Source organism: Enterococcus sp. AZ063 (assembly GCF_051715045.1).
GTDB classification, from domain to species: Bacteria; Bacillota; Bacilli; order Lactobacillales; family Enterococcaceae; genus Enterococcus_D; species Enterococcus_D casseliflavus.
This window is the reverse complement of the sequence record NZ_JBIOTA010000002.1, coordinates 17,999-43,617: the sequence shown is the minus strand read 5'-3', so window position 1 is coordinate 43,617 and position 25,619 is coordinate 17,999. Positions and strand designations below refer to the sequence as shown.

29 protein-coding genes are annotated in these 25,619 nt (G+C 37.3%); 1 reads left to right on the top strand and 28 read right to left on the bottom strand.

All coding sequences use genetic code 11. The annotated features are described in order from the left end of the window. Positions 1–23 precede the first annotated feature (23 nt). The 28 genes from mobP2 to IGK61_RS17775 all read right to left on the bottom strand — a co-directional run bounded on the left by mobP2 (position 24) and on the right by IGK61_RS17775 (position 24,777). On the bottom strand, positions 24–1,256 hold the full coding sequence (mobP2, locus tag IGK61_RS17910) for a MobP2 family relaxase (RefSeq protein ID WP_438845035.1): 1,233 nt from the start codon (positions 1,254–1,256) through the stop codon (positions 24–26). Continuing rightward, positions 1,253–1,726, bottom strand: a complete 474-nt coding sequence (locus IGK61_RS17905; protein ID WP_438845034.1) for a hypothetical protein — start codon at positions 1,724–1,726, stop codon at positions 1,253–1,255. The genes mobP2 and IGK61_RS17905 overlap by 4 nt, the downstream gene beginning before the upstream one ends. Beyond that, positions 1,716–2,003, bottom strand: a complete 288-nt coding sequence (locus tag IGK61_RS17900; protein WP_438845033.1) for a hypothetical protein — start codon at positions 2,001–2,003, stop codon at positions 1,716–1,718. Before IGK61_RS17900 ends, IGK61_RS17905 begins: the two co-directional genes overlap by 11 nt. A gap of 253 nt (positions 2,004–2,256) precedes the next feature. After that, complete coding sequence (locus IGK61_RS17895; protein ID WP_438845032.1) at positions 2,257–3,126, bottom strand: hypothetical protein; 870 nt, start codon at positions 3,124–3,126, stop codon at positions 2,257–2,259. Further along, positions 3,102–3,500, bottom strand: coding sequence for a thioredoxin family protein (locus IGK61_RS17890; protein WP_438845031.1), 399 nt, complete (start codon positions 3,498–3,500; stop codon positions 3,102–3,104). The genes IGK61_RS17895 and IGK61_RS17890 overlap by 25 nt, the downstream gene beginning before the upstream one ends. A gap of 24 nt (positions 3,501–3,524) precedes the next feature. After that, the gene (locus IGK61_RS17885; protein ID WP_438845030.1) at positions 3,525–4,124 is read right to left on the bottom strand and encodes a hypothetical protein; all 600 of its coding nucleotides are present in this window, start codon (positions 4,122–4,124) and stop codon (positions 3,525–3,527) included. Position 4,125: 1 nt separating this feature from the next. Continuing rightward, positions 4,126–5,424, bottom strand: a complete 1,299-nt coding sequence (locus IGK61_RS17880; RefSeq protein WP_438845029.1) for a CHAP domain-containing protein — start codon at positions 5,422–5,424, stop codon at positions 4,126–4,128. Then, complete coding sequence (locus tag IGK61_RS17875) at positions 5,421–8,048, bottom strand: hypothetical protein (RefSeq protein WP_438845028.1); 2,628 nt, start codon at positions 8,046–8,048, stop codon at positions 5,421–5,423. Before IGK61_RS17875 ends, IGK61_RS17880 begins: the two co-directional genes overlap by 4 nt. Then, a complete protein-coding gene (locus tag IGK61_RS17870) occupies positions 8,045–8,365 on the bottom strand; it encodes a DUF5592 family protein (RefSeq protein WP_438845027.1) in 321 nt (106 codons plus the stop codon). The genes IGK61_RS17875 and IGK61_RS17870 overlap by 4 nt, the downstream gene beginning before the upstream one ends. 8 nt (positions 8,366–8,373) lie before the next feature. Further along, positions 8,374–10,767: a pLS20_p028 family conjugation system transmembrane protein gene (locus IGK61_RS17865; protein ID WP_438845026.1), complete on the bottom strand. Its 2,394-nt coding sequence runs from the start codon at positions 10,765–10,767 to the stop codon at positions 8,374–8,376. A 9-nt stretch (positions 10,768–10,776) separates the two neighbouring features. Then, positions 10,777–13,317, bottom strand: a complete 2,541-nt coding sequence (locus IGK61_RS17860) for a VirD4-like conjugal transfer protein, CD1115 family (RefSeq protein ID WP_438845025.1) — start codon at positions 13,315–13,317, stop codon at positions 10,777–10,779. Beyond that, on the bottom strand, positions 13,314–14,909 hold the full coding sequence (locus IGK61_RS17855) for an ImmA/IrrE family metallo-endopeptidase (protein ID WP_438845024.1): 1,596 nt from the start codon (positions 14,907–14,909) through the stop codon (positions 13,314–13,316). The genes IGK61_RS17860 and IGK61_RS17855 overlap by 4 nt, the downstream gene beginning before the upstream one ends. Before the next feature lie 5 nt (positions 14,910–14,914). Next, a complete protein-coding gene (locus tag IGK61_RS17850) occupies positions 14,915–15,103 on the bottom strand; it encodes a hypothetical protein (protein ID WP_438845023.1) in 189 nt (62 codons plus the stop codon). Between the two features lie 648 nt (positions 15,104–15,751). Beyond that, entirely contained in the window at positions 15,752–15,925 is a 174-nt protein-coding gene (locus IGK61_RS17845; protein ID WP_438845022.1) for a hypothetical protein, read from the bottom strand. Positions 15,926–15,937: 12 nt separating this feature from the next. Beyond that, positions 15,938–16,624 carry a hypothetical protein gene (locus IGK61_RS17840; protein WP_438845021.1) on the bottom strand — a complete coding sequence of 229 codons (687 nt, stop codon included), beginning with the start codon at positions 16,622–16,624 and terminating at the stop codon, positions 15,938–15,940. Positions 16,625–16,715: 91 nt separating this feature from the next. After that, entirely contained in the window at positions 16,716–18,377 is a 1,662-nt protein-coding gene (locus IGK61_RS17835) for an immunoglobulin-like domain-containing protein (RefSeq protein ID WP_438845020.1), read from the bottom strand. Beyond that, positions 18,374–19,426, bottom strand: coding sequence for a hypothetical protein (locus IGK61_RS17830; protein ID WP_438845019.1), 1,053 nt, complete (start codon positions 19,424–19,426; stop codon positions 18,374–18,376). The genes IGK61_RS17835 and IGK61_RS17830 overlap by 4 nt, the downstream gene beginning before the upstream one ends. Before the next feature lie 54 nt (positions 19,427–19,480). Beyond that, positions 19,481–19,798 carry a hypothetical protein gene (locus IGK61_RS17825; RefSeq protein ID WP_438845018.1) on the bottom strand — a complete coding sequence of 106 codons (318 nt, stop codon included), beginning with the start codon at positions 19,796–19,798 and terminating at the stop codon, positions 19,481–19,483. Further along, positions 19,791–19,991: a hypothetical protein gene (locus IGK61_RS17820; RefSeq protein ID WP_438845017.1), complete on the bottom strand. Its 201-nt coding sequence runs from the start codon at positions 19,989–19,991 to the stop codon at positions 19,791–19,793. Before IGK61_RS17820 ends, IGK61_RS17825 begins: the two co-directional genes overlap by 8 nt. 11 nt (positions 19,992–20,002) lie before the next feature. Continuing rightward, the gene (locus IGK61_RS17815) at positions 20,003–20,176 is read right to left on the bottom strand and encodes a hypothetical protein (protein WP_438845016.1); all 174 of its coding nucleotides are present in this window, start codon (positions 20,174–20,176) and stop codon (positions 20,003–20,005) included. A gap of 22 nt (positions 20,177–20,198) precedes the next feature. Next, the gene (locus tag IGK61_RS17810) at positions 20,199–20,696 is read right to left on the bottom strand and encodes a hypothetical protein (protein ID WP_438845015.1); all 498 of its coding nucleotides are present in this window, start codon (positions 20,694–20,696) and stop codon (positions 20,199–20,201) included. Next, positions 20,693–20,851 carry a hypothetical protein gene (locus tag IGK61_RS17805; protein WP_438845014.1) on the bottom strand — a complete coding sequence of 53 codons (159 nt, stop codon included), beginning with the start codon at positions 20,849–20,851 and terminating at the stop codon, positions 20,693–20,695. The genes IGK61_RS17810 and IGK61_RS17805 overlap by 4 nt, the downstream gene beginning before the upstream one ends. Before the next feature lie 50 nt (positions 20,852–20,901). Continuing rightward, positions 20,902–22,311 (bottom strand): peptidoglycan DD-metalloendopeptidase family protein, encoded by a 1,410-nt coding sequence (locus tag IGK61_RS17800; RefSeq protein ID WP_438845013.1) that lies wholly within the window; start codon positions 22,309–22,311, stop codon positions 20,902–20,904. After that, entirely contained in the window at positions 22,312–22,590 is a 279-nt protein-coding gene (locus tag IGK61_RS17795) for a hypothetical protein (protein WP_438845012.1), read from the bottom strand. Positions 22,591–22,654: 64 nt separating this feature from the next. Beyond that, entirely contained in the window at positions 22,655–23,032 is a 378-nt protein-coding gene (locus IGK61_RS17790) for a hypothetical protein (protein ID WP_438845011.1), read from the bottom strand. 110 nt (positions 23,033–23,142) lie between these two features. Further along, positions 23,143–23,331, bottom strand: a complete 189-nt coding sequence (locus tag IGK61_RS17785; RefSeq protein WP_438845010.1) for a hypothetical protein — start codon at positions 23,329–23,331, stop codon at positions 23,143–23,145. Beyond that, complete coding sequence (locus IGK61_RS17780) at positions 23,332–23,631, bottom strand: hypothetical protein (protein WP_438845009.1); 300 nt, start codon at positions 23,629–23,631, stop codon at positions 23,332–23,334. A gap of 129 nt (positions 23,632–23,760) precedes the next feature. Continuing rightward, positions 23,761–24,777, bottom strand: a complete 1,017-nt coding sequence (locus tag IGK61_RS17775) for a SpaA isopeptide-forming pilin-related protein (RefSeq protein WP_438845008.1) — start codon at positions 24,775–24,777, stop codon at positions 23,761–23,763. A gap of 268 nt (positions 24,778–25,045) precedes the next feature. Here IGK61_RS17775 and IGK61_RS17770 point away from each other — a divergent pair, with 268 nt between their 5' ends. Further along, entirely contained in the window at positions 25,046–25,333 is a 288-nt protein-coding gene (locus tag IGK61_RS17770) for a hypothetical protein (protein ID WP_438845007.1), read from the top strand. Positions 25,334–25,619: the final 286 nt, after the last annotated feature.

Sequence of the window (25,619 nt, the reverse complement as noted above, 5' to 3'; positions counted from 1 at the left end):
CTTTAGACAAACAAAAAAAGAGACTAGTAGACGTCTCTTTCTTGCGTGATTTTTTGTTTCCATTCTTTTTCCCGCTGGTCCCGTTCGTAACTAACTCGATTAAGAAAATCTTGGTAGCTTTCCCCGATAAAGGTTTTGATTTTTGATAAAGCCTTTCGTTCAATCCGCCAATGATTCCTCTCTTTAGCCCGTTGCTCGATCCAGCGGTCCTTTCTTTCAATTACTTCAAATTGAGCCGCCTCTTCTCTCAATTCATTAAGTAACGCATTCCCAACAGCCTCCCTTAATTCTTTCTTCTTGTTATCTTCATATGTCTTACCTAGATTTCCTTTCTTAGCATTTTCACCATACACACGCTTGTAAAAATCCGACTGTTCCTTAAGGAGGCGTTCAAATTCATTTAGCGCCGGTCCATGATATTCAGTGAGGATTTTTTGTGTGATCAGATCAATTTTAGGTCGAAGTTTTGCCATTTCAGATCGCTTATATTGCCATACTCGTGTATTGGCAGGCAATTCATTTTTCAATTGATTCAGCTGATACAAGAGTGCCGCGTCATTTGCCCATTGCTTATCATAGATCCCTGCTTTAAGTTCTTTTCTTAGCAATTGACTGATTCGAATTAGAGCAGGTTCTCTATTTTCGAGGGTATTGGCAAAAGAAGATTTCATCCCACGTTGTGTAGCAGGCGGAATCTTCCCTCGATAAACGGTTTTATTTTTGTAAACCATTTTCTTGAGTACATCCTCCGGCTGCTTTACAACCATCATGGTATGAATGTGAATATTATCTGTATTAAAGTGGATCGCTCCAGCCCACTCAACAGTGTCGCCAAGCTTCATGTCGTCAATCATTTTATTCATAGCGACCCGCGCAGCATTTCGCAAAGCTTCCTCGTTCAAGAAGCCGTTTTCTCCTTCAGAATACAAACCAATTTCTTTTAGATATTCATTATCAAAAGAAAAGACTGTCTGCCACATTGGAGAACCATTTTGTTTGGCTTCCTCAAAACCTCGCTTCAGCTGATCCTTCTCTTGAGTATCAAGATAGGTTTTATTTTGAGTAAATAACGGCGTCAAACGTCCTTCCCCATTTTTGATATTCAACATGCTATCATCCGCAAACGCGTGGAAGCTTTCAATCACTTGTTTGCGTTGTGCAGCGTCTCTTGAAATGTAATCAATAGCCTTTCTGTAGCGTTTGTCTGTAGAAGAAATAAATTTGGACTTCGTGACGATTCCAGCTTTATAAGTCATTGATTTTCAGCTCCAGAAGTGGGCACTTGCCGTTGTTCTCTTTTCGTTGCAGCTTGCTGGGCGAAATGATCTAGCTGTTCTTTGATTCGTTTCTCGGCAGCACTGAGTACATTTGTTTTTGCCTTATTCGTTAGCGCAACTTGATCGTCAATACGATCGATCTGCAAAGCATTGACCATGTGATTCAATACTTCAGTGAGTACTTTTGTTTGTCGATCTGAGTAGCCTGTACGTCGCCGGAGGATATCAATTGGTTCTTTCAACTCTTTTATAACTCGAGTGGCTATCTCTTCCGAAAGGATCTCTCCGAGCAATTTATTGGCGTCCGCAGTTTCTAGCTGATGTAAAATTTTTTCAATTACTGCACCGTAACTTCTGCATCCTAGCTCTTTCATTCGTTGGTCTAGTTTGTCTTTTGCCTCATGCGTGATATATGTGTTTAGTCGAGCCATATTTTTATTATTGATCATCCGATTCGCCTCCTGTCATTACCTGAATAAACAGACTCACTTCATTCAGTATTTGCGTATTTTTTTCAATTACTGTTGCCATCATTCCAATGACCTCGGAGTATTTTGTTTCCATTTCCATCACTTCCTGGCGTTCAGCAAGACGCGTCACATAGTCGAGCAAAAACTGATTTAGTGACTTGTTCTGAGCGGTGGCCATTTGGATCAAACGTGCTTTCTTATCCACATCAATGCCGCGAATTTTGATCTCGTCAAAGTCGGAAATCGGTTTTCCCATTCGTTCGACCTCCTTTCGAATGTGAGTGAGGGTGTTTTCTAAATCGCCTCTCGACAGACGCGAAGCGTCGAAGAGAGGGAATTTAGAAAAGAGCATAAGGGAAATCTGTACCCAGACTTCGTCTGGACCCCGCAGTGCGGGGGGATTTCAATGGGTACACGAAAAGGGCAAATAACGCTACTTTTGCGTTACCTTAACGCACGTTTAACGTTACCCTAACGTTACTTTTGCGTTATAAAACGTTACTTTTGCGTTACCTAAAAATCTCATCATTTTCGATTGATTTTGCTTTTTCTTCAAGCTTTTGAATCTGCTTTTGCAGTTCTTCATTTTGCTTTCCTATCGAAAAATTCGTCGCATCAAATTGACGATTTTGTTCTTCCAATTGGTTGATTGCAGTCTGTGTTTCGGCCTGTTGTGTTTCGGTCTGATACACCATATCTGCTTCAAGCGATTGTATTTTTACTTTATTTTTTTCAATCAGCTTCTCATTATCTGCGATCAATTTTTCGTCCTTATCAATTTGCTTTTCTCTTTGCTCAATCGCATAGTCAATAGACAAAAGTTGAACATCTTTTTTAGATTGAAAAGTAATTTGATTGGATTGAACTGCCTCCTCACCAACAACGATATAATCTTGTTGTTCATCTACTTGAGCATCAGATTGCATCGAAAGACTAATACGAATTCCTGACCACTCAGAAGCCAAACCTTCCACCTGAACATAAGTAAAACCATCTTCACCTGAGTATATTTCTGTTTGAATTTTGCTATCATCAGAACCATTTTGATACTCGACAGACACATGCCAGGTACGATCGTCATAAACAGAATCCAGTTCTTTACTTCCTAGTAAGAACGTAGCACTTCGTTGCGCTTTATTTACCTGACGATCAACTAAAACATAAGTTGTGTTGCCGAATTCTAATTCTGAGTTTAACTTTGTAGATACGATTCCAACATCATCTGAAAGAAAAATATTGAGACCGATCATTAGACTATAACTGAGTACAACGATGATAAACCACACAAAATAAATCAAGGATTGGTACCTTCTTGCAACAATAGAAAAGTCCTCTACTCGATCACGCAAGAGATCTAATCGGCTTTTTTTTTGTTCCATAGTTCCTCCTTTTTTCTTGTTGCCAGTTGAATGAAATTGTGGATTTTCTCTAACTTCGTTCCACTATATGATTTGTTTCCAGTGACAAATGTAGGAACCGATTTTAGTGAGTATTGATCGATATACTTTTGATTTTTTTCGTGATTCATATTCACTAAAATTAGATCATCATAAATCAATTTTCTAGCATACAGATACGGAAAAATTTGTCGGCAATCAGCACAGTCATCTCGATAAAACACAATCACTCTTGATTCATTTTCTGATATTTCAACAACTTGTTTACGTGTTTCAGTCGCCTTCATATTGATATAAAACAAAGCTCCTAGCACCATAAAAAGTAATGAAAGTGAGAGAAGAAATTTTGTTTTCATAATCGATTTCCTTTCCAACTTTGCTTACTGGAATTCGCCAACATTCTCAATAGAATTGATTTTTTGTATTTCATTGTTATACGTAATTTTGTACATATAGTTACCTGCTATGCTTTCACTTCCAGCAATAGAAACCTCGTAATTAACAACGACGAGCGCTTGCAGTTGCCGACTGTCTGAAGACATCAGATAGACCTCTGGATCCTTCGTTTGCCGAGATACTGAGTCTACTGTAGTAGGTGTCTTCGAAGATTCTTCTGGAAACAAATACTCAATAACTTTATCCGTTGCAGCCTCTTTTGCCTTGTCTTTACGTACAATAATATTTCCATCTGCTTTGGATGTATCGTAATCAAAAATGGAAGCAAACAGGACTTTAACCGCCATAATTAATTCCTCTTGTGCCGTTCCATTTTTTTCTTTATAGAGCTTGTCATATTCATTAGTAAGAGCCTCAACATCTTGTTTTAAGTTGTTCTCACTTTGCTGCAATGTTTGAATATTGGCCTGATACTCTTCAACTTTGGATTTCAAACTGATATTTTGAAACCACAAAAAAAGACACGTGCTCATTAACAAAATGAGAGCCATGCCTCCAATTATTTTGATTCGGTTGTCTTTCATTTTATCTATGCTTTCCTCCTTGAATAAATTCAACTTGAGCAACTGTTTCTTTGCCAATCACACGCCACGATCGTGTACCCGATCCAGGATTAACGACGTTCGTTTCGCTTATTAAAATACTACCGTCATCATTGACATATTCAACGACGGCGATATGTCCATATGGTGGCGTTGATCCTGCAACACCACCAGGAAAACTAACGGCCCAACCTACTTGAGGTTTTCCTTTAACAACAGTGTATCCCTTCGCTTTTGCAGAAGCGGCCCATGATCCACCGTTACCACCGTCTCCAGAAAACCATTCAATTGGATTTCCGATTTGTGCCATTCGGTTATACGCTCCCCATGTGCATTGCCCAAACGGATAATTGTTTCCTGAGTAATTATGGTTGTCAGGATTTGGCAAAGATAACTTCCCTTGGTACTCCGCTGGAACTTCTAAAATAGGTGCTGAGTTATCACCAACAATCTGATCACTCGTATCTGCGGAAGACACCGAACAGCCATCATCTGAATCTGACGATTCATCTTTTGAAAAATCAAAATCCAGTCCTGACGAAAGATCCACCTTCTTATAAGGCGCAGGCCCATATTCGCTGATTGCTTCTTGATCGAGCCACTGAAATTTAGTTCCTAAGTTTTTATAGGCACTGTGCAGTTTTATTAAGTAAGACGGATCCGTTGCCCATCCACCATTGTATATAGCAGTTAAGGTGCTAAGTCCATCCGTGTTATTGATTGCTTTCGTATACAATGTTTGATGCGCCATAAACTCTGCCTTACCGACGATACCAGCGTCATAATTTTTAAACCATGTGTATGCGCCCCCTGTGTTGTCCCCTACGTTTGTTCCTGGTTTTGTACCTGTGATATCTACTGCGTCCTCACCAAATGTGGCCAAAGTGATAGGGAAGTCACTTAATTTTGACGTTTTCACGCCCCCCATGTTATGTGCTTTCCAAAATGATGTTCCGGAAGGATTTGTAAAATTAAATCCATTCTCAACCATTGTTTGAGCGATACTAGCTGACGGTAAAAATCCTCCAGCTTTCCATGAAAGCTTATACGCTTCTGCATGACTTCTAACGAACTCGTCAATAGAGCTTGGAATTTCTGAATCATTCCCTTCAGTTATGTCAACGGATGTTGAAATACAATCAGATTGACTATCATTTACCGAGGAAACAACACCAATAAGGAAAGCCGATATGAGAATGAATGCGCCGATAAGCAAAAAGTTTGAAGCAAGAAAAACAAGTACCCATTTGATTATTCGCTTCTTGATTTTTTTTGAAATCATACCTCCCCGCTTTTGCGTCCACCTCCGTCATAGAGATCCAACTCTTCATCTGAAGCATAAACAAACAACTCATACGCCTCAGATTTCCCAATTCGAAGTAAGGCTTGTCCAGGAATAAATTTATTTAATCTTTCGGCTTGTTCAGCTGTTAAGACACCACCATTCTCTACACTTAAATTATCGCTTTCGCCTTCTCCAGGCTGGAAGAAGAAGCGATAATTCATGAAATCATAGATATCTTTGGCTTCATCATCATTGCTGCCTTTACTATCTCTTGTAGTGGATACAAGTGAACGCACACTTTGTGTATCCAAACATAAACCAGCATATCGTTTTCTTGCTTCTCTGGCATAGGTATTAAAATATGAAACCATTCTAGGATTATTTTGATTGATCAGGTTATGTGATTCGGCCATAAAAAACATACCTCTTCGGATCTCTTCAAAGGAAATCGCTTCTTGTTGGTATTTTCTGTGTTCTCTGCGTCCATTATTGAAAAGTGTCGCACTAAATAGATTAAAAGCATTAAACAATTGAGCATTTACGAAACGTTGTTCAAAATTTGATAATCCATCTATGTTGAAAAAGAGAACTTGCTGATTGGAAATATCCGGAATCGTTGTCGGTCCGTCAAACAATGTATTTGTCTTTTGTAAGAGCGTTGTGAGTGTCGATTGGATATTGTAAAGATGATTTCTCTCCTGTTCATACTTAGATTGATGATATCGATCGTCAATTACGCCAATCACATCTGAAAGAATAGGGTATCGCTCAGCAGGCAATCCTGTAATTTGGGTTACGTGGCCATCCTTGTCGGATAGTCCGACCTTCTTGTATAGTTCGATAATGATTGAATCAAACATATCCAACTCTTCGATTGGTGCGCTTGGTTTTAGAATTGAATACCATGTCCCCAACTTAGATAGGTGCATCATAAATGAGGACTGTTCACTTACTTCCAATGTTTCATCATTCACCGCCAATGCGATTACTTCTAGGATGTTGATTCGGCCATCTTGGCCATCCAGCCGGATAATCTCTCCTTTACGCTTTTTGATCAAGCGTGTGAATTCTCCTGATTTATCGAATCCTCGAACTAGATACCCTCGACCAATAGTATCATCCATTATTTTTTTCATGAGGGTTGTTTTACCATTTCCCATAAGCCCTGTGATTAGAATATTGTAGAAGGTTCGATTCTGGTCCATCAAATACTCCCAAACATCAAGAAACATGTGTCCACCTGTGTTTGAGATACCGATATACTGACCTCTAGGATCAGACAGATAAACTTGATTCGCTGGATAACTGGCCCCAAGCTCATTGGTTGCTATATCTAGGCCAGAACGACGATTAGGCAACATAGTTTGAGAATAATAATCCAAAAAGAGTGCTTGCCATTCATACTCTTGTTCCAAAGTAAAACATGCAAAGCCGAACTCCTCTTTTTCAAGTTTTTTCTGTGTCTCTTTGATCCTTTTCTCAAGCTCATTTTGAGTATCCGCGTACAAATACAAGCGAATAGATACATATTTCATGATTTCCCTTTTCTTCCGTATATCTTTGGAAAGGCTAATTAGACGCGTATATTCTTCTTGAATCATTTCCTTTTCAGTATCGTCCTTTGACGTTTGATATGACCCTTTTAAATGTACAAGGGTCTTTTGAATATCTTGTCTTGTCGAATCATCCGACTGAGTGGCAATATCAACCATTAAAATTTTGTCTTTGATTTTCGTTAGAGGAGTCATCCAAAGATAATCTGGTTCCGGTTGTAGCTTAAACGCATGTAAGCAAGCTTGCCAACACTGATCCGTTCGCATTGCTGTTTCGGTGAACTTGGGATTCGCTAATGGTTGAATCCTATATAAGAGTTCCGGATCAATACCTGCTTCTATTACTCGCTTGTCCGTAATTTCATAATTATTGATTGGCTCTGGAGCTAATTTTTTTGTAGGATTATTCATTCGAAATAGCAGTTGAATTTTTTCTTCACGATTTAGTTTTTCCAGCTGAAGAACACCTGCACATTTATAGAAATCCTCCAAGTTTTCACGTAACGCCTTTTCGTCATAGCCAAAAACAAAAATAAAGTAGTCTTCCATTTGCCGATATTTAGCAATGGAAGCAAGCTCTTCATACTTTGTTTGCAGAATATCTTTTTGAACATTTTCGGCCGCTCTTTGAAACGTGCGTCGGAAATACCCCTGCTGTAAAGAAGTATCCACCGGTGAGTGAATCGATATCAATTTAAACGGAGGCTCATATAGACTCGACAGCGCAGCGTAAGAATCCATAATTTTTAGAAATTGTTCCTCTTTCATACCAAAGAGGTTGTGGCCTTTCATTTTAATAACTTCAAAATATCCTCTTGTATAGCGAATAAACCCTTCATCTGGATTTGACCCCCACCCTCGTATAGGGTGGATTTCTGTCATTTTACGCAGCATTTTTTTTCGCTTTCCAATATCTTTAAGATTCTCGTGACTCTTTTCTTGTTGCAAACTTTCCCTAGTAGACTCCTTTTTCTTTCGTGGAAATTGAATTTGAAAAGTAGTTCCTGCTCTTTTTGATTTCTGAGTTTGCTTCTTTTTTGTTTTTAATTCCGTGGTATCAAATTTCATTCGTCTCTCCTCTTTCCATATTCATATAGATCAATCGATCGAATAGGCGCATTCAATTTTTTAAATACCCTCAAAATACTTAAAAACATAACATTGACATGTTTCTTTTTTGGATTTGACTTTGGTTCTTTAAATAAAAAAATACAATTTGCAACTGTAAAACCTACAAAAATATACTCAAAGGGATCGTAAACGATCCCTCTGAGCAGGTATGCCATCCCTGTTATAAAAAAAATAAACAGCAAATCAACGACAGAGTAACTGAAGATAAGCTCCTTTTTTGGACGAATGCTCTCAACATTTCTTAACTCTCTCATTTTCTCACCTACTCTTTATTCTGTTTAGAAGAACTAAAAAAGCGTCTTAGTGAATTGCTTTCTACTTTACTTCGCAATGCTTCACCAGTATTTTTCCCTATCTCCTTTGTTACAGCATAAGGCTTTTCCTTCTTCCACTTCTTCTCTGCTTTATTGATTTGTCGATCAACAACCACATCAAAAACCGTCTTATCTGTTAGTGGCGCATTATTTCTCTCAATATCTTGTTTTAACGTCTGTACAGCACTACTTTGGGAAATAGATGCTGGTACCTGAACAACCGGAGATGCGCTATGTTTTGAACCTAAGATATGTCCAGCAATCACTTGACGACTAACAGACGGTCTTTGCAATACAGAACCAGTCATGGCCGCTTTACTTAATGTTTGTTTAGCCGCAATCATTTGCGGTGGTGTTGCTTTAAGTGGAATTCGCCCATAATTCGCTGTGAGAGCCGAGTTTGCTTGTTTCCCTATAGAAGATCTAGCATTTAAAGGAGAAGACGGTAATACCTCTTTTAGCGGCATCTGAGAAAGGACATTCGCTGCCTGTTGATTCATACGCATGTGATTTTTAGCTTGAAGAACAGAATTCGGCAAAGTGATAGAAGAAAATCTTTTCGACTGATTAGGATTTATTCGAGTAGGATTTGTAGACATTCTTTCCATAAGCGACGGAATAGGACGGTTAGGCATCGGTTTGGAGCTTAACTTGCTATGAGAACCTTGTTTTAATACATCTGCATAAGATTCATTTGCATTTTTCGTGTCTTGAACATGCTCTTTCAGTGAAGGACTAGCACCTCCAATTTCTTTATCTCTGTGAGCATCAATTGGTTTTTGTGCAATGTGTGATTTTAAATTATCCGGATTTTCGGTTTCTCCTTTTGTTAGGCTGTCAGCAACAACTTTTTCTGGATTCTCTTTTGAATTTGCCTCTTTATTTAAATCAGCTCTTCTTTCTTGCTCCATTGATTCACCAGATTCCAGATTGACTCCACTTTCCTTTCCAGGACTCGCAGCCTCTTCCCCTCTAGAAGGTTCGGTTGAATTTGTATTCTCTTCCTGGTTTTCTTTAATTTCTTTGGCAAAAGCCTCTTTTTCTTCTTCAGAAAGCGTTGGAATATCGGGTTTCATTTGATTTTCAGAAGGTTTCGTATCTTTTAGCTGTATTTTCTTCTTCAAACTATCCAGATCAATCGCTCCATCTGCTAATCCGGCCATAAATTTAGAGGCATGTTTTACTTTTCCTCCCAAGTCTTTTGCCTTACCAGCTAAGGCTTTAGCTCCTTTTCCTCCATAGAACATAGCACCACCTAATGCCATTGCTTGTCCCACAGAAGATTTCAGTCCCCCGTCGATACCTGTTAATTCTTGTATGATCCATGGTCCTTCAAACAAAAAAACAGTCAGTAGCAATTGGAACACTAACTTTGACACACTATTGATATCCGCTTCCGAAAGATAGCCGACAAACAATCGATAAACTTTTAAAGAAACAGCAAATAGAATTACGTTTACCCATATATTCATGGTACTCAGCATGATTTTTTTGATTTTGTTTCCCCCAACAAAATCAGTACCCGCAAAAAACGGCATAATCACACCGTTATATCCAATATTGTATAGCGATTGCAAGTACTTAAACGCGGTAAAGAGGGTGACAAAAATTGTCATTAGCAAGGTAAAGAAAATCGTCCAAAAACTCCATGAATAACGATAATAGTATTCTTTATCAATTGTGAACATACCAGAATCCAGCTTTACGAGTTCGTATTCTCCTTGACTGTTTAAGTCCACACGGTTGGATAATATCTCCTTTGATTTATCTGAAGAAAATTCATACTTGCCTGGATCAATCGTTTTTGTAATATTGAAAAAGGTGTATTGTGACGAATCATAAGAAACATGTCGTACTTTGTCTGCACCATTCCAATCATTTGCATCGATTGAGGTAATATCATAGATATTCTCATTAATGATCGTCGCGGCCACAGTAGTGTCCTCTTGATTGATTGCCTTAGCAACGCCAAATACTTTACTTGTAATCGTAGTAGTCACGCTAATACACATGAGAATGACCCCTACGAAAAGTAACAAATTATTAAGTAGACTCTTCATAGAGGAATTTCTATTACTCATATATCGTAAAAAGAAAACAACTAGAAAAACCGTTGCAATCGCATAGGTCAAAAAGAGATTGTCTTGGATAAACTGCTTTACGGCAGAATATGAGAAAAAATCAACGAGTTTAAATACACTAGAAGAGATTTTCTCAAGCCCCTCTAACAGACTCTTTAGTACAAGGATGATCCCCCACCCTATCCAGCGTAAAATATTCCAGAGAAAACCAGAAATATGCAGATATCTCTCGTATTCCAGTAAATAATCAATTGTTTCCATAGAATCCCTCTATTCAGCTTCTTCATTCTTGAAAAATCCAAATCCTCGAATACGCAATAAGCATTCTTTATGCTCTTTTTTGTAAAGAAAAGCTTCATAGTCTTCGTAATATTCAAACTGATCGATTTCTTCTTTCAATTCTGGATAAGAATAGATCAAATGGTCATAGATAATCTTCGTATTCTCTGGTCCATATACATCAATTAACGTCTTGCGTTCTCCTTCTACGTAAACTCCTTGAATTTCATTCAGATTTGCTGCTACTCCAGCCTTCTCAACATCCTTATATTCGTTATCTAATATTGCTTCTGGTTTAGCCATTAGCTGTTTCAACTCCTCTTCTTTTCTTTCTGTATTGCTCATTTGCTCTTGTTGAGCAAGTGGGTTCTTAATACGTGTGACAAATTCTTTTGAATATGTTTCTAAAGGTAAATCAGGTACAAACGGTAGGTCTAATCGATCAATGCTACAGCTAGGATCAAATTGATCATTCAAATACGTATGAGCATACAGCAACGACCCATCCTCCCCTTTATTGAAGATTGGATATGGCCGAACTTTGTTTCCTTGTAGATCCTGTCGATGAATCGATCGTTCAACAACAACCTCCCCCTCATTAAGACGTCCTAATTCGCTTGGAGAAATCAATGGCCTTGTCTGCACGCTCTCTGTAAACTGCTTATTAAGGTCAAAAACGCCGCCTGAGCGACTTTTTACCGTTACCTCTTGATCACCTAAGAGCGCAGAAAAGTCCTCTCTGGCTTGCTTAGAACCGCTCAAAAGGTAATATTTGTTCATTGCCTCATCTTGAATAAATTCACCAACTTTCTCACTGTAACGAGTCTCTAGCTGATTCGGGTGTTGCACGTAAAAATCAAATAAGATTCCACGTCCAGCTCCAACTGATAGCATGGATCCGATATTAGAGAACCCTGGTAAATTTCCAAATTCATCTAAAGGAACACGAATTCGTTTCAATAATTTTCCTGAATCCAAAGAGGACGCAAAATCACTTGCTACGTGATACATTTGCGAGATCCATGTACTAGCGATAATGTAATTGGTTTGGATGTAATCTGGCAGAACCAAGAAAATCGCTTGTGGCTTGTATCGGTAGATACACGTCACACCTGCTCGCGGATCGAAAGTCGCGCCTGGAGGCATTTCAATATGCTCCACACCAGAAAAATACGGATCTTCATTAGGCAATGATTGATAAACAAGCCCTTTAGCAACTTTAATCAACCGTTCGACTTGAATTTTTTCGTTAAAATCATTGGTGATTTCATACGTTAACGTGTATTCTCCTTCTGTTTGAGTATCAACGTATCCACGAACAACAATTTGTTTGGTCATATCGATCGGCGATTCATCTTTGGTCAACTTACGAAAATCAAACGTTGATCGTGCCATCAATTTGGCTACTTGAGGTGCAGTAAATTGTCGTAATTTTGCTTGCGTTGAAGCAAAAATAGACGCACGCATCTGACCTTTTGCGTATAAGACAGTCGAATATTCAAGTTTCGCAGGATTTCCGGCAGGGAGATTCGCAAAATATTTATCAAGTAGCGTGTCGCCATTTTCATCGACATCCCCTAGTTCAACCAACATATTAGAAACAGCATAAAGAGAAATGTATTTTTCCGTTTTCTTCGGATCGTCACTTTTCGTAATGAATTCATGACATAATGCAAGAATAACCGCATTTACAAGCGCCATTGCTGTTTCTTCCCAGACAGGTTCTCGTGCTTCTTCATTATGATAAAGTGGATAGCTAAAGGTTTTGCACAGTTCAATCGCTTCGTCGATATTCCCTTTCATGTACGCATCTTTGACAAGATCCAGCGGATTGTACTGGAAGGACCTTGTCAAATCAACAAGATTAAGAATATGTGTTTCGTATCCCCGTCTTGCAAAGGTTCCTTTTGCGATCGCTGCCACAGCCAATTCATACTTCCCAGAAGCATAAACTAAGTGCGGTTTCTCTTCAGAACGAGAATAAACGTCCATATCCGGAATCACTTTTGTTTGTCCTTTTGCAGATCTTGAACGTCCAAGAATAAAATTGTGAGCTGGATCTGTATCGATAAATAAACGATTCATCCATCTAGCTACAATTGTTCCACTATCTCCTGGATAAGTTTCTTCAGGTGTTTGACCTTTAAGTGGTACTTGTTTATATTGTTGGATCAATTCCTCTAGAGTAGTGAAACGACCTGTTGCCTGATCCCCTTCTTCTAAAGACTCATAATTAATTTTGATTTTGAAAAAAAGGTAATAAAAAAAGCCTATCCCAAAGAGATAAACTACTAAATAAAGCAACGGATATTGAAAAAAATGGAATCCGACTGGATTTGACAATGGATTTCCATTTAATAAATTATTCGCTAGGTTGTGCAAGAGCGAGCTGAATATATTAGCAATCAAAGTAGTAACTAAAAAAACAATAATCGCTACTTTCCAGCGCAGCTCTTTCTTATCTACCTTTTCAAACCAGCGTTTCAACTTGGTTAAAAATATGGTGTTTTTTTCTTCCCTAAATTCTTTCATCCCATTTCACGCCCTGTTTCTTCTAAATAGGTTTCTCGCATGACTTGATTATGAATCAAAGCTTGCTGATACTTACGCTCTTTATAGGTGGTCAGTAAATCGACTTTCCGATCACTTAAAGAGTTGATTGGATACGCTAGCAACGACTTGAGCTTTGAGAATACTTCTTGTTCTGAAGGGAAACTATAAGTGGTGCAATCACCAACTTCAGTCAATAAAATCAACTCATATTGTTTTTGCTCATGTTGCTTTTCTAACAATAATTCCATTGTCTCATCCACTTGATAAAAAGCGTGTCCATCATAAACTTTTTTGCGTAAATTTAATTGCTGTTCTTCTTGATAATTGGTAATAGTCTCAGGTGGCTTCTGATTATCATATGCCCACTCAACTAACGTATCGTTCTCATGAGAATGAAGCGCCGCAAACATTTGGTTCTCAGTCATTTGTGACTGTTCCCGTATAAAGGACTCCAGCGTTTCCTTAGTAAACACTTCATTTTCTTGAATATGATAAAGCTGACAAAATTCTTGAATTTGTTCTTCTGTTACTTCTCGTTCATACTCAAGGGTACGCACTTGCTCTAAGTGTGTATCAACAAATTGAATAAACGAGTGACTAACCTTTTGAACGTCCTCCAGTAAGTGAAATTGCGCGTTCGGTTCAACCTCTTCTAAACTATCTAAGTGTCTTGTCCAACTCGCCATATAAGGGATTGCTTCTTCTGAAGTATCCATTCCAAATTCATAACTAACTACATATGATACTAATTCAGCTTGAAGTTCTTTTAGCGAAACATCTTCCGGTTTTAGATTCTGAGTTGTCCAATATGAACTTTCCTGATTGCTTTGATCATGAAGTGCTGCATGAGCCAATTCATGAATTAATACAGCAATTCGTTCACTCTTCGTATTTCTTGAATTCAATACTATTTCCTTATGTCCCAAAAGATCACTAGCAAAATGTCCCTTCACCGTACCTAATTCACAAGTGCCAAAGATAGATGTATATTCATCATTAATTGGAACACCCATATCGTCACCAAGCGCATACAACGCTGCTTCTAATTGATCAAGTAATGAATCGTTTTGTACTGAAAATTCCACTCTTCGATTTGGAAACAATTTCGGATAGTCTTCCGGACATGCGGCAGTTTGAGAAATATCAAAAACACTTTCAGGCTTATAATGTTTAACTTCCCAACTATCTAATTTTCCTGAAGTTATTAGCTTTTTTTCCTCTGGTGTCGCACTTGAGACAAGACGATTTTCACCTTTTGCATCTTTGAATAATTTGAAGAAGTTTGGCCGTAAAATACGAATTTTCGATTTCTCGATCGGTGGAAACCCCATATTTTTGAAAGTCATATACCCGCCGACTGCATATGCCCCAGGAAACTGAGCAAGAATCAAAGATTGATTTCGCATCGAGTATTTGTGGAATCGGCTCATAAATTGAAGAAGCTCCAATTGATCTTTTGGATCAACACTATATTGTTTGATTGCTTCCATTCCTTTCGCCATTAACTGGTTGACTTCTTCTTGAATTTCTTTGGTGCTACGTTTTTTGTACTGTTTCTTTTGATATGCCATTTTGATTACCTCCGCAATGCTTCCATTTGTGAACGTTCAAACAGTAACGGCTCATAAGCTTCAGTCTGATCGTTTAAAACTTTTTCATACTCTTCGGCTAATTCTGAATCAACAGGAAAAACGATTTTTCTCCCTTGATTATCTTCAAACGTCAAAATAGTTCCTTCTACTGCAATGAGTTGAACAATTTCCATAAAATATTTCCTCCGTTATTAATTTTTTAATATGCTATTAAAAAAGAGAAAGGAGGGCTTAAATGCCCGTTGATTACACAAATAATGATAATCCAGTTTATTTCCCATTTGATAAAAAGAATTTATAGATTCTGTTTGTTGGCTGAAACTTTTTCATAGTACATTAATACATATTCGCAGTTTTTCCTTTACTACCATTCTTTCCCTCCCGGCCTTTTAACTTAAGTATAAAATTATTTTTCAGATAATAGCCACGGATAGCCATATACCAAGTAACAATCCGTATATATAGATAATATTTTTGAATATATTTTTGTGGAATTCAAAATCAAAAATCGTTTCTTTCAAGTACTTTTCCGATGGCAATGAAATCAACCGTTTTAGATCAATCCGTACTACTAGACACATTGCATGAAATAGAACATACAAAAGAATTAAAAAAACTAATAACTTCATCTATCAATCTCCTTTCTTCGGATGTCGTGCCTGGCCTATTGTAAAACTAAGTGGATTCTTATCATAAAATCGGAATTTATAGTCATAAGGTAAGTCTTCAGTCTTTTCTGATTGAATAGTCTGTGTCTCTTTGGGGCTTTTCGTTGGATTCGATAGTCTCGGATCTTCCCTAACATTCTTATCTTTCCTCCTTTACTTGATTTTCTTATTCCATTGCGTGATCAATACATACTCTTGATCAATCCACTTTCGAACAAAATCAGTAAATGACTTATTGTTGGAGTCGGAAAGAATTTCTTCAAGTCGCTGTTGCCGTTTTGGATCTAGTGTAGCTGCTTTTCGTTTATTTCCTGGTGCAATAGCCATATCTTCCCTCCTTCATTCCAAAGGAAGGGAAGCAACCGCAACAGTCGAGAATGTATACGCAGAGTAACGAAGACGAAACTCTACTTTAATTAGATCAATCCCGTCAAGTTGGTGTTCATAAATCGTTTTATTGGGAACCAGGTAAGGATTGAGCCATTCAGTTGCTTGCCACGATATTGAATGATTTTCCAGTAAGATAGGTGTCACACTTTTTTCTAAGCCAAAGTTGACTATAGCTTTGACAAACAAAGAAAGAACAAACGCCGCTATAAAGCCTGGTAAATAATTTTCTAGAAAAGGACTCAAGGCCTCTGTTCTTTGCAATTCCAAGCCTAGAAAGGTTTCCAAGCTGCCGCCCCCTAAAATCACATAAATTAATAAGGTACCTCCTGTAGAAAGCAGCTGTTTACCAAATTTCGTTTTCAAATTAGAACTACCATATAGTGTTGCAAAAAAAACGAAAAATAATGTGGAAACCACGGAAAACCATAATACTAAAACAAAATTCACAACTTCCTCTTTGCTATTGTTTGGTAACTGGACTACTGAAAAAAAGAAACTCAGCACCGCTATCCAACAGACAGCCTTGACATAAGATCTAGCAAAAAATTTAAGGATCTTTGATACATTTAGCAGTTGAATAATCCAAAAGCCTTTCATGAATAAATCTGACTTCAACTGCGACAAAAATTGATTCAATTGATTTTCCTCTTTCCTATTGTTTTGTATGACAAAGTGATACACCTCCAATAAAAAAAGAGAGAAAATTTCTCTCTTTAGTTATCAGCAATTACTTTGTCTGCACTTCCTGCGAAATTTGAGTGGTGGTTTGTCTTTCTCCCACGACAGAATCTTCAAAAGCCTGCGTTTCTTCTTTGGATTCCTCTGGAATGCTTTCTTCTTCGATCGCTTCTTCCGTTGAGTTTTGATTTGAAGGAGTTTCATCCTCTTCTGATTTATCGGGATCTGAGTCTTCTGCAGACGGAAGTACCGTTAAAACAAAAGATACATTAGTCTCTATAAAAGAATCAGAAACCGATAGGACAATTGTGTACTCTCCTGGGGTGGATATATCATATTCACCACTCACAACTACTTGAGATATATCCAACGTTTCTTCTTTATCCAGGACACTGATTCCGTCTAAAGGATTAAACACTTCCCCTACATAGATTGTTCTATCGGAAACTCCAAGTAGTTCCGGTGCTGAATTTTCTACAATAATTCTTCCTGCAACAGTGGTACTCTTTCCATGAGAGTCTGTAGCTGTTAAAGTCACTTCATAAATACCAGGAGTCATAGGATCTACCGCGGCCATTTCTTCTTCATTGAACGTTAATGTTGCATGACCATCTTCTCTATCTTTAACCACCACCTGACTCAAATATTCTTCTGGGGTAAACGTAGACAAGACTGGGATAGTCATATCAACATTTGAGATAGACGGAGCTTCATTCTCAACGCATACCTTCATTGATGCTGTTGTCGCAGCCCCATACTTATCTTCTACTCTGTAATTGACCGTATATACACCTTCAACAGAAGAATCTAAATCGGTCGTGTAAGTAACTTTTTCCGAGAGGGGACCATCTTCTAAATCTTCTGCTGTCACAAAAGAGGTAAGATCTACCGTTGAATCAATCGGAATCGTTAATTCTTCTGTAGTAACCAGCAGTGTTGGCCGACTATTTACATAAATTGGAATCGTCAATGTGTCAGAATACCCTTGACTATCCATAACATTGATTGTTAACATTTGCGTTCCAACAATACTTGTATCAATTGTTGACATAGTTATAGTCGGCTCTAAATCAGATCCAGCAGTGACATAAAAATAGTCGCTGGCCTGAAACAACCCATTTTGTTGAATAACCGGTGATTGAATGAGTGGATAAATTTTCGGTCCAACCCATACAGGTGTTGGATCTTCAACCACTGGCGGCTCTGGTTCCGTTGGTTTTTCAACAATGATCGGTGGTACCAATGTATCGTCAGAAATAGTTTGATCCATTAACTCCACGCTAGGTGCAGCACTTTGTTCATTGACTCCGATTGATTGTTTCAATGTGGTTGCAATAACGGATAATTCTTCTGGCTTAAGCTGTGTTGCTGTCATTAGATTCATTTCTTCAGTCATTTCTGACTGCAAGATACCAAAATGCTCAAGAATAGCCAATGTTTTATCTTTCTTGAGTTTCGAGCTTTCCGAACTTTTCGATTCTTCAGGGCTTAAAATAGTTGTTTTGTCTTTTGAAGTAGAATTGCCTTGCTTTGTCGAGCTTGTAGGCTCTGTTTGCTGTAACGATGTTTTACTTTCTTCTTGATTCAGCTTGGTCAAACCTAAAGCAGAACCACCTATTAACAACGCTGTTGCTGTCCCTATCAAGATAGTTCGATTTAGTTTTTTTGTCCCTAAATGGCTACATCTGCTTTGCTTGTCGTCCTGTTTCATTTCTCAAGTCTCCTCTCTTCCAGTACGTGTCCTAGTTCATTTAATCGTCTTTCCCATATTTCCTGATTTTTTGTATCTTTTTGTTTTTGATAAAGTGCAATCATTTCTTTCATCAGAGACGCACTATCTACCGCATCTAGGTACTCTTTCTGAAGGTCTATTGATTTTATCTTTTTCCCAATTTCTTCAGCTTCAGAAATATTTTTCTCTTTGATTAACGCCCCCACTTGGCGTAAGTAAGCATAATCAAGTTCCTGTTCTAACTGTTTCGAATCCAGTTTAGTTGCCAGAAGTTCTGCTTCAGAAAGCATATTTTTCTCAATATACGCATAACAAAGCATGATTTTTCTTTCTTCCGTCAATGTGGTCACATCTGTTTGAATGACAGAGTCCCAATCTTGTTCATAGAAAGCTAAATCAAATGCTGCCTCAGGTGTAGGATAAAACGTTTGAAACAATTTTAACTTTTCCCAATTTTGTTGTTCCTTATAATACTCAGCAATTTCCACTAAGCGATCAGGATATTTTTCTCCCAATTGATTCGGATCTAACAATTTAAGATCGTCTACAAATGAATCAGCTGTTACTGCGTTTGCACTAGAATTCGTTTGGTTGCTTACAAGAAGATAGGTCCCTGCTCCGCCTAGCAGTAATAAAAAAACGATCATCCCACTTATAAATATGGATAACCGTTTTTTGGGCTTATTTGATTTTTCTGGAATCTCTTTAATAGCTACCGCTTGCTGTGCAATTTCTTCTTCTAAAATTCCAATCATTTCTTTGACTTCATTTCGATTTTCCGGAAACTCATCAATTAGTGTCTTTTCTAGCCACTCTAAAAAGAAGTCGCCATTTCCGGCTCCTAATTCAAAGTATCCTTTATAGCCAAAGTTCTTGTCCTTTGGATTGAACAGTTCTAAAAAGATAATTGCAGTTTGATTCTTCTTTTCAAATTCCGAATCAAGAACTGCTAAAATCTCTAGTCCTTCAACGAAAGGATACGGTTTTCTTTGAAAACCGTATTTCTTTTCGAATTTAATTTTAATCATCGATATCACCTACTCATTCGATATCTAAAGATTAGTAAATCAACGATCATTGATTTAACTCTTAAGCAATAGGGCTTCAACAATCGCTGGTGAGGCTCCCCAACTCGCTGCTTGTCCCTGTAGATAAGCGATAATCGTTCCAGCGCAGAAACATCCAACTAAACCTAGACATGCCCTAAAAGCGTGTTCTTGCCCTTCAGCGTGTTTTTGTGGATTTTTAGACATATAAGCAAACATTGCCAAGATAAATTGTACGGTAGCAAAGCCAGCAGCTGCTAAAAGTAACCAGCTTTTTACATCATCTAGAATTTTTTTTCCCAGTTCTCCAGGATTCGAAGTGGCTGCAATAATATAAAATTTCGTTTTAAGCATGCGTATTCTCCTTTGCATTTGTATGATTTGAGCTTGTTGTTACTGATTCAGCAATATTGTCTAGCAAATAATTTAATTCCTGTTGGGCCAACCAATCATCGTAGTCCAAACCTTGTTTCTTCATTAGTTCCTTCACAGTTTTCTGGATTTCTTTCTTTTTGGCTACAGTAAGTTCTAATGTAAATCCCGCCATTTGTAATCACCTCAAAATCGATTTTGTCTTTTTTTTAATGTTAAAAATACAATGAGCAGTACTACAGAAACTACAATCCCTAGTAGTAAAAGATTCATATTCGGATCTATTACCGAAAAATAAATACTTCCAAATGCTAAACCAATAAATAAGATACTTCCTAAAATTCCTAATAAATATCGCATAACTTTTCCTCCGAATTTTCTTTTATTTCTTGTGTTCATGCGCACTTTTTCGAATTGCATACACACGTTTTTTTGCTTTCTTAGCTGTTTCTTGCGTTTGTAAATACGTTAGATACTTCTTATTGATATGATAGAGTTCCTTGATTTTCGACGGACGAAGATCTTGTTCTTCAGATACGATAAACTCAAAGTGAGACATTTGGAAAATGTCTTTACCTTCATAGTTTTGTTCTGTTTGTTTGTCGTCAATGTTCAACAACACAGGCTCTCCATCTTTGAAGCCAATCATATCGTCAACATTGATGACTAAATTGCTATTACTACCAATGATCAAGCCTAGCTTTTTCACATGCAAAATACTTGTACGAGTGACCGTATTGTTGCGAATCAGTTCTCCTAGACGACTCTTTGATAACTGAACACTCTGTATCTTGGTTCCTTCTTCGTTATAAATTAATAAAACATCTAGTCCCAATGACAGGTGCAAAATATCTACACCATTGTGAATATTTTCTTTCATGAATGATCCTCCATATCTTTAATTTCGAATTGTGATTTTGAGTCCCAACCCATTAGTTGATCTGCTCGTCCTGCAACTGCGCAGCAAGCGTAAATAGTCAAAATGATAAAACAAAATAATACTATCAAACTGACAAGTAAAATGATTTTTACCATTATTTTTTCCTCCCTAAAAAAATAATTGAAAACAAAAACAGCCCTATTCCTTAGAATAAGACTGTTTCTGGATCAATCAGCTGTGATTGAGATAATGTGTTGTTTAAACAAAGCTCAAAATGCAAATGTGGGCCTGTGCTATTTCCAGTCGAACCAACATAACCAATGATTTGACCTTGCTCCACCTTATCGCCTACTTTGACTTGATACTCTTGTTGGTGGGCATATAACGCTGTTGTACCGTCTTCATGCTCGATGGCTACAACATTCCCCCATGAAGGGTGAAACTCTGCTTTAATGACCGTTCCTGCCTTGCTGGCGTAGATTGGCTCACCTTGTGCAGCTGCTAAGTCAATTCCTCGATGAAATTCGTCTCCACGAATACCAAATGTACTTGATATCGTATAGTTTTTGACTGGTTCAATATACCCTTCTTTGCTTAATTGTGGACCAACGACTTCTTTGTCATACGTCGTCAAATCATAGGTTTCAATCAAGCCATTTAATTTCTGATCGTACTTCGTATCAGTCGCATAACGTCCTGTCAAAAATTTCGTTGCTTCCTGGTAAGTTTTGGCATTCGTTTTCCATACGCCATCGTAAAAACGACTATTTCCTGTCAATCCTTCTTTTAACAGCTGTGCATAATCGTTTAAGCTGTCCTCGTAGCTCTCATACTGTCTAAACGTGGCTTGAGTCGTATAGAGTGTGCCGTCCCCTAAATCCTCTTGTGTCGCAAAAGAGACGCCTTTTCCATTATGTGTCCCTTTGATTCCAAACAAGTTATAATTCGGTGCTTGAGCTAATTGACTCTGACCACTAGCCGACTCTAAAATCGCTTGTGCAATCATGACTGAAGCATATAAGTCATTTTCTTGTCCAATTTTACGAGCAGATTCACCAATTTTACGAATAAAGCTTTCTACAGACTCATCTTTTTCAAAATGAATGTTTCCTTCGTTATCCTGTTTACTAGAAGGAACTAATTCCTGGATTGGTGCAGTCGGTGCTTGATGATAAGCTTTTGACTCTTTTTGCACAACTTTTTCTTCTGGCTGCGCATTTTGTCCAGTGGTTGAAGGCTGTTTCTCAATTGATTGTGAAGGCGTGACTTCCACAGGCTTCATTTCTGAAGGCTTAGTAGTATCTTGCGTATTATTTTCTGGTTGACTAGAGTCTGTCGTACCAGGAGTAGTTGTCTGTGAACTATCTGTTGTAGAATCGGTAATTTGATCTGTTGATTCACTTGGCTTTTGTTCAGGTTGTTCAAGGGAAGAATCCGTTGTAGCTTCTTCCTTAATTGGATCTGTACTAGCTGTTGTAGAATTGTCAGCATTCACTGTCGTTGATTGTTCTGTCGCTACAGTTGATTGTTCTTCGTCTGCTAAAACCGCTGGTGTATAGCCAATAACTTGTCCTAATAACAATAAAGCAGACAATAATTTACTCGTTTTTTTCATCTACACTTCTTCCTTTCCTTCATCATATATATTTTCTGCAGTAATCTTTTGACGAATTTGAACCCACCATGCGTCTGGCAATTGAGGAACATACCCTTCTTTTTCTGCAATAAACAAGCAGTTTAAAACAACGGAAAGACTTAAAGAAAACTCATGGTAGTTATCCTTCATTTTAAAAAATAGTTCTTCTGAACATTCTTCACACAACGTATGATCTTCTACTTGCCAAACTCCTTCTTGCAAGTTAGGAGAAACTTGATTAACATAGTTGTTCTTCACTCTGCCCTTCTCCTCCTTCATATAATAGTGAATACATTAGAAAATTCATTATCGGTCTAACCAGTTATAAAAATTTTTTTGTATATGTCCACATATCACATGAAATTGACAAATCACTAAAAAAATTTTTTATCTTATCTCTATCAAATATTGTTTGAAAATTGTAAGCCATAGGATAATCCTCTCTTAATGGAAACATTGCCCCGTAAGAAAATGTATTTAAGTATAATTCGTTTATTTTATCAGATAACAACTCTCCGCTTTGATTATCTAAGAACTCACCAACTACGAAACCATTTTTAATTGGAAAACATACAATCAAGTACTCCGTTGATCTTTTAATCGAATTTACAGATAGTAAATCAACCCAATAGGGCTGCTGGATAAGTGGATTATACGTAAAACCATATAAACAACCTAATTTGTATATCCTATTTTTCATATTTTTCTCCTTACATTTTAGTCAAAATCTCTCGATAATAAATAGATTTCATATTTTTTCAAAAAGTTTTTATATTTTACATTCTTTTTTAGTGTCTGCATAGAATCTTTCTATACAGACTCACTATCTATTTTTGAATCAAGAATAATAACTTTTCTATTCTTTAATTCTTCTTTTAATTGTTTACTTAACAATAAACTACTAATCCCCATAGTTACTCGTTTAGTTTTTGCATCTAAAACATTATGAACAGAATTTGATGATTTTTCTTTACAATTTCTCCTTCGACCTATTTTCATTCACCACATTCCACATTTTTGATTTCTTGTTTCAGGTATAATAAGAGCGTTTAAATCATCTTCTTGTATGAAACAATCACTTTTTTTTATTTTCTTTGATTGATCAACATGGTTTATAGAATTCTCCTTCATTTTGTTAATGTCCAAATAACAATTTTCATGAATATTTTTGAATCGATTTCTAATTTGTTTTTCCTTTTCCTTATCCCTGTATTCATCAGGCAATGGCTGGTTGCCAATTGCTTTGTATAGATGATTGGATGACTGCTCTCTATAATATTCACATTGTACTATTTCCATGAGAAACCTCCTTTTTTAACGAAGAGTTACTCTCCCATTCCCTTATCGATACATTGACATTTTCTTCCAAGTAGTGAGCTTTCACCAAAAAGAAACAAGAGGCAACGAAAGTTACCTCTTGTCAAATACTTAATTTTGTTCTTTTAAGCCTCGATAAGCCAAGACAATCAACGCACTTACAAATAGAACCAATCCTAATACAACCAATGCAGGATTCACAAACTCACCTGTTTTAGGTAGGCTTTGTGTTTGTTTTGCTTGTGGTTGTTTTGTTGTAGAAGTTGGCGTTTGTTTTTCAGGAGTTGTTGGGACAACTTCTTTTTTCTCGATTTTTGGCGTCACTGTTTGATCTTTGTTTGTCAAATCATTGTGTTCTGCCACTTTCTTACCAGTTTCGTCGTAAAGCTCTTCTGTCCACACATAGCTTGTGTTTTCATCGTCTTTCGACGTATCTACCAATGTATCGATCACTTGTTTTTCATTTTCTGCTTGAGCGATAAAATCTTTGTCTGTCTCAAACACAACTTGTGCTTTTTCGTAGTTTCCGTTTTGGATTCTCCAAAGCTTGATTTTTAAATTGTATTTGTCGTCTTTAATCAAGTCGCCTAAGAAAATGTCATCGTGCATTGGTGTATCTTTTGCTGGTGTGAATGTTTTTTCGCCGTCTACAGTCGCTAAAGTACGGATTGTTGGTACTTTGACTAAGTTGTTTGTGATAAACAATTTGCTTAATTGGATCACATTTGAACCATTGTTGATTTCTTCTTCAGAAACAGTCAAGACTTTTAGAGGTTCTTTTTGCCCTTTTTCCGTCACTGTGAACGTATATTCCCGTTTTTCTGCGTCAAAATCAGAAGTAATCGTTAATGGTTTAATGATTTGATAGCCTTCTGGTGCTTTGACTTCTTCCAAATCATAGTCACCGTAAGGAACACCTTCAAATGCAAAATAGCCGTCATAACCATTTTTATCCGTTACTGTTTCTGTGCTGATTGTTTCACCTTTTGTACCATTGATTGGTGTTAACTTGAACTCAATACCATTGTAACCAGTTTTTGTGCCACCTGATTTTGATTCTACGTACTTGAAGCCATCTAAAGAAAATTTCACGACATTTTCTTTAGAAACCGATTCTGTCGCAATCACTTTCGTATCTTGGTCTTTGTATGTGATCTCAAATTCACGTTTTGTATTGTCAATTTGGTAGCCTTCTGGTGCTTTTGTTTATAGCAATAGGTAAGTCTTTGAAAGTTGCTTATTTTTGCAAATAATAAGCATGTCATTCTCCAACTTTTCCCCTGCTCCACACCGTACGTGAAACTTTCGCTTCATACGGCGCTCTATCTTTCAATTTTTGGCTTCTATTTCGGAATACTTTATAATAAAAATATCTTGATGTAAGGAGGTGAAAATAATGCTTCCTACACCTAGTGAATTTGCTTCTATGGATATTTTAGAAAAAGGAACAGTTGGATCAAAAGCATTGGTAATTAGTATCATTTTGCTTTTGATCGCTTTCCTACTTCTGAAAAATTGTATTCCTAGAATAGCTAATTATATGTCTAGTTGGTCGATTGCAGGAAGTGGTATTGGCTTACTGAGTGGGATTGTTGGAATAATTACACTCTGTACCTATATCAATTTTATCCTAGCAACCCTTGTAATAGGCATTTTAATTTTTGCCTTTATAGCAGATTCTTAGAATAGAAGCACCTCGGTCAAACGAGGTGTTTTATTTTTGAAAGACTTAGGGCTATCCCTCCACCTTTATTAGAGGTTTCTTTGGTACTGTGCCCCTACTCTCACGAGAATCAAGGAATTTCGGCTATTTGCCTTATATCCACTATTCCGATAACAGTCGTTAATAAATAGTTCTCGCTTTCCACGTTCCAATTATTCTAGCTTTTACATTTATCCTTAGGTGCTCACTATAAGCCTGAACGTTCCTATAGAATCATTGTCTTCTATACCGAATTTCATAGGATAAG

Excerpts from the sequence above, each read along its gene's own strand:
- IGK61_RS17770 (WP_438845007.1), top strand. The coding sequence starts at position 25,046 with ATGCTTCCTACACCTAGTGAATTTGCTTCTATGGATATTTTAGAAAAA.
- IGK61_RS17860 (WP_438845025.1), bottom strand. The coding sequence starts at position 13,317 with ATGAAAGAATTTAGGGAAGAAAAAAACACCATATTTTTAACCAAGTTG.
- IGK61_RS17780 (WP_438845009.1), bottom strand. The coding sequence starts at position 23,631 with ATGGAAATAGTACAATGTGAATATTATAGAGAGCAGTCATCCAATCAT.
- IGK61_RS17895 (WP_438845032.1), bottom strand. The coding sequence starts at position 3,126 with ATGGAACAAAAAAAAAGCCGATTAGATCTCTTGCGTGATCGAGTAGAG.
- IGK61_RS17820 (WP_438845017.1), bottom strand. The coding sequence starts at position 19,991 with ATGGCGGGATTTACATTAGAACTTACTGTAGCCAAAAAGAAAGAAATC.
- IGK61_RS17790 (WP_438845011.1), bottom strand. The coding sequence starts at position 23,032 with ATGAAAAATAGGATATACAAATTAGGTTGTTTATATGGTTTTACGTAT.
- IGK61_RS17830 (WP_438845019.1), bottom strand. The coding sequence starts at position 19,426 with ATGATTAAAATTAAATTCGAAAAGAAATACGGTTTTCAAAGAAAACCG.
- IGK61_RS17785 (WP_438845010.1), bottom strand. The coding sequence starts at position 23,331 with ATGAAAATAGGTCGAAGGAGAAATTGTAAAGAAAAATCATCAAATTCT.
- IGK61_RS17880 (WP_438845029.1), bottom strand. The coding sequence starts at position 5,424 with ATGATTTCAAAAAAAATCAAGAAGCGAATAATCAAATGGGTACTTGTT.
- IGK61_RS17890 (WP_438845031.1), bottom strand. The coding sequence starts at position 3,500 with ATGAAAACAAAATTTCTTCTCTCACTTTCATTACTTTTTATGGTGCTA.
- IGK61_RS17870 (WP_438845027.1), bottom strand. The coding sequence starts at position 8,365 with ATGAGAGAGTTAAGAAATGTTGAGAGCATTCGTCCAAAAAAGGAGCTT.
- IGK61_RS17845 (WP_438845022.1), bottom strand. The coding sequence starts at position 15,925 with ATGGCTATTGCACCAGGAAATAAACGAAAAGCAGCTACACTAGATCCA.
- IGK61_RS17835 (WP_438845020.1), bottom strand. The coding sequence starts at position 18,377 with ATGAAACAGGACGACAAGCAAAGCAGATGTAGCCATTTAGGGACAAAA.
- IGK61_RS17810 (WP_438845015.1), bottom strand. The coding sequence starts at position 20,696 with ATGAAAGAAAATATTCACAATGGTGTAGATATTTTGCACCTGTCATTG.
- IGK61_RS17825 (WP_438845018.1), bottom strand. The coding sequence starts at position 19,798 with ATGCTTAAAACGAAATTTTATATTATTGCAGCCACTTCGAATCCTGGA.
- IGK61_RS17805 (WP_438845014.1), bottom strand. The coding sequence starts at position 20,851 with ATGGTAAAAATCATTTTACTTGTCAGTTTGATAGTATTATTTTGTTTT.
- mobP2 (WP_438845035.1), bottom strand. The coding sequence starts at position 1,256 with ATGACTTATAAAGCTGGAATCGTCACGAAGTCCAAATTTATTTCTTCT.
- IGK61_RS17885 (WP_438845030.1), bottom strand. The coding sequence starts at position 4,124 with ATGAAAGACAACCGAATCAAAATAATTGGAGGCATGGCTCTCATTTTG.
- IGK61_RS17905 (WP_438845034.1), bottom strand. The coding sequence starts at position 1,726 with ATGATCAATAATAAAAATATGGCTCGACTAAACACATATATCACGCAT.
- IGK61_RS17875 (WP_438845028.1), bottom strand. The coding sequence starts at position 8,048 with ATGAAATTTGATACCACGGAATTAAAAACAAAAAAGAAGCAAACTCAG.
- IGK61_RS17865 (WP_438845026.1), bottom strand. The coding sequence starts at position 10,767 with ATGGAAACAATTGATTATTTACTGGAATACGAGAGATATCTGCATATT.
- IGK61_RS17855 (WP_438845024.1), bottom strand. The coding sequence starts at position 14,909 with ATGGCATATCAAAAGAAACAGTACAAAAAACGTAGCACCAAAGAAATT.
- IGK61_RS17815 (WP_438845016.1), bottom strand. The coding sequence starts at position 20,176 with ATGCGATATTTATTAGGAATTTTAGGAAGTATCTTATTTATTGGTTTA.
- IGK61_RS17900 (WP_438845033.1), bottom strand. The coding sequence starts at position 2,003 with ATGGGAAAACCGATTTCCGACTTTGACGAGATCAAAATTCGCGGCATT.
- IGK61_RS17800 (WP_438845013.1), bottom strand. The coding sequence starts at position 22,311 with ATGAAAAAAACGAGTAAATTATTGTCTGCTTTATTGTTATTAGGACAA.
- IGK61_RS17850 (WP_438845023.1), bottom strand. The coding sequence starts at position 15,103 with ATGGAAATTGTTCAACTCATTGCAGTAGAAGGAACTATTTTGACGTTT.